Raw genomic sequence first — 2,274 nt, 5'->3', positions numbered from 1 at the left:
GCCGAAGAGGTCGCGGCCAAATATGACGTGACCGCCCACGCCCTGCGCGCCCGCGCCACGCGCGACGGCTGGTCCCGCTATCTGCACGCTCCGGCCGAGCCGGTCGATCCGCCGCCCCCGCCGCCGAGCCTGTTCGACGTATCATCCGACGATGCGGCCGGCGGGGACCCGGCCGTCCTGGCCGAGGCCGCCGCCCAGGCCTCGGGCCGGGCCATGCGCGCCGGCCGGCTGTTGGAGGCGCGCGCCCTGGCGGGGCTGGCCGCCACCTATCGCAAGCTGGAGGCGCGGGGCGAGACGGCGCACGGGGCCATGACGGTCGAGAACGCGCCGCTGCAACTGGTGTACGACATACTGATGAACCCTCTGGCGGCGAGCGACCGATTGGCCATCCGCCCCGGCGCCGCCGACACCCATCTGGCGCTGAAAGAAGCCTACTGGACCCAGCAGCAGACCCTGGGTGAGAAGAACCAGGAGTTTCGGCACGCCCAGCTGCACCGGCGCGCGGCGCTGGACCGTCGGGTCGCCGCCCTGGAGGACCAGCTGAAGGCGGCCGGGATGGAGCCGGTCGCCGAGACGGAAAGCGCCCGACGCATCCGCACCGGGGTCGATATGGTCATCGACTGCTGCGGCAAGGTCATGTCCGCGAAGGACTGGGACAAGACGCTGGACGGGTTGTGAGCGGCGTCTTCCTTCTCCCCCTGCGGGAGAAGGTGGCCGAGCGCAGCGAGGTCGGATGAGGGGTCAGAAGGACGCCCGCTACGTCTCCGGCGTCAGCACCGTCACGTTTTTGAGCGGCGAATCTCATCCTATGAACTAAGACGTTCTGTCTCAGTCGAGATGGCCTTCCCGTCGCAAAATTTCTAGATCCCGTTGGCTGTCCGGGCGAATGCTGATGAATTCGTCAGACAGTACAGGGCCGAGGCTGAGTTCAGCGATGGTCGCTCGATCCTTTTGCCCCCAGAGAATAGCTATCCCTCGGGGCCTCAGTATGTCTCTCGCCCCGCCATTCGCCCTGACTCTTTTCAAAGGATCAAGCTGCGGTGCGATAGCAGGAATTGCAGAGCGAGGAATCGGTGTTTTCTGGATGTTCTCGAACAGTTCGGCGACTCGATTTGCTCCGCCTCTATGAGAGTTGATAAGAGCCATGAGCTTTGGATCGAAACCCTGCCAAATGTTGCGAGGGTAAGGCATGTCATGTGCGATCCAGAGGGCTTGGTTTCGACCGTATGCCGAGACTTGCAACTTCTGATCTCTATTTCCGCCCGTAGTTAAGTTTTCGGTTCTGCACACGATCAGCCCAAGGCTAAATCGGGCCGTGAGTTCATTTTCCGTAATTAGAACGCACGGTTTACCTAAGGCCTCCCTTGGTATCATCCAGGCAGTACCTATTGAATGCTTTATATCTGTATCGATACCGCCTAGGTCGAGATCTAGGTATTTTCCCTTTGGTTGGCCGATTGCATCTCGGAACAAGATTTCGATCTTGGTTCCTAGATAAGTTTTCTCTGTCTTTTCACACTCGGAAAAAATAAATCGCTTTGTTCTCGGAGCGTCGATTACTTCATCAATCGCTCGTCGAATTAATTGCGCTGTAGCGCCGACAATTCCATCGGGGTCTGATACCGATGAATGCAAAACCTTAGCTAGGTATTGCAGGAGTGACTGGTCGTCTGAGAAGTCGGAGGTCTTCATGCCTCCAGTATCAGACAATTTTGGTTAGCCTTATCCTAAGCTGCGATTCTTCGTTCTGATAGAATCTCGCGAACCATTTTGCCCAACGCCCCGGCCAAGTTCGGCGGCACTGCGTTGCCGATCTGTCGGGCGACTTCAACCTTGGTGCCATAGAACTGGAACTCGTCAGGGAAGCCCATGAGACGCGCGGCTTCGCGGTGGCTGATCGGGCGGTCGGCTTCGGGATGCAGGTAGCGGCCCTTCTCAGGCTTGTAGAATTCCGTGCGGATCGTCACCGACGGGCGATCCCACCACAGGCGGCCGAACAAATCCGTGCCGCCGCTCGTCTTACGGACCCAGCAGTCGGGTGTGATGTCGGGACGGTTAGCGAGTAGATCGAAGCGATTTCCGCCGGGCGGCACGGCCTTGTAGCGCTGAAGGCTCTTTTCGGTCGGCGTGCGGCCGAAGTGAAGGTTTATCGTCTTTTCCGAGCCGATTTCCGTGCCGACAGTCGTCAGCGGCAGATTTCCGATCACGTCGCGAACGGTTCGCCAGCGGGGCAGGTTCGACTTCAGTTTCGGGTCGGCGTGGGAGGGAAGGGGG

3 protein-coding genes are annotated in these 2,274 nt (G+C 60.0%); 1 reads left to right on the top strand and 2 read right to left on the bottom strand.

Annotation, left to right across the window (positions count from 1 at the left end; genetic code table 11):
- Positions 1-678: hypothetical protein (locus tag ER13_RS18825; RefSeq protein WP_035311237.1), on the top strand; the 678-nt coding region annotated here is incomplete at its 5' end.
- A gap of 150 nt (positions 679-828) precedes the next feature.
- Here ER13_RS18825 and ER13_RS18115 read toward each other — a convergent pair.
- Positions 829-1,692, bottom strand: coding sequence for a NaeI family type II restriction endonuclease (locus ER13_RS18115; RefSeq protein WP_081836273.1), 864 nt, complete (start codon positions 1,690-1,692; stop codon positions 829-831).
- A gap of 35 nt (positions 1,693-1,727) precedes the next feature.
- Positions 1,728-2,274 (bottom strand): DNA cytosine methyltransferase (locus ER13_RS17015; protein ID WP_035311235.1); only part of this gene is annotated, 547 nt, incomplete at its 5' end.

The sequence above is a fragment of the Brevundimonas sp. EAKA genome, assembly GCF_000698025.1.
Classification (GTDB): Bacteria; Pseudomonadota; Alphaproteobacteria; order Caulobacterales; family Caulobacteraceae; genus Brevundimonas; species Brevundimonas mediterranea_A.
This window is presented reverse-complemented; position numbering and strand designations above follow the sequence as displayed.

Bases quoted from the DNA above. Each gene is read 5' to 3' on its own strand.
- ER13_RS18115 (WP_081836273.1), bottom strand. From the start codon at position 1,692: ATGAAGACCTCCGACTTCTCAGACGACCAGTCACTCCTGCAATACCTA.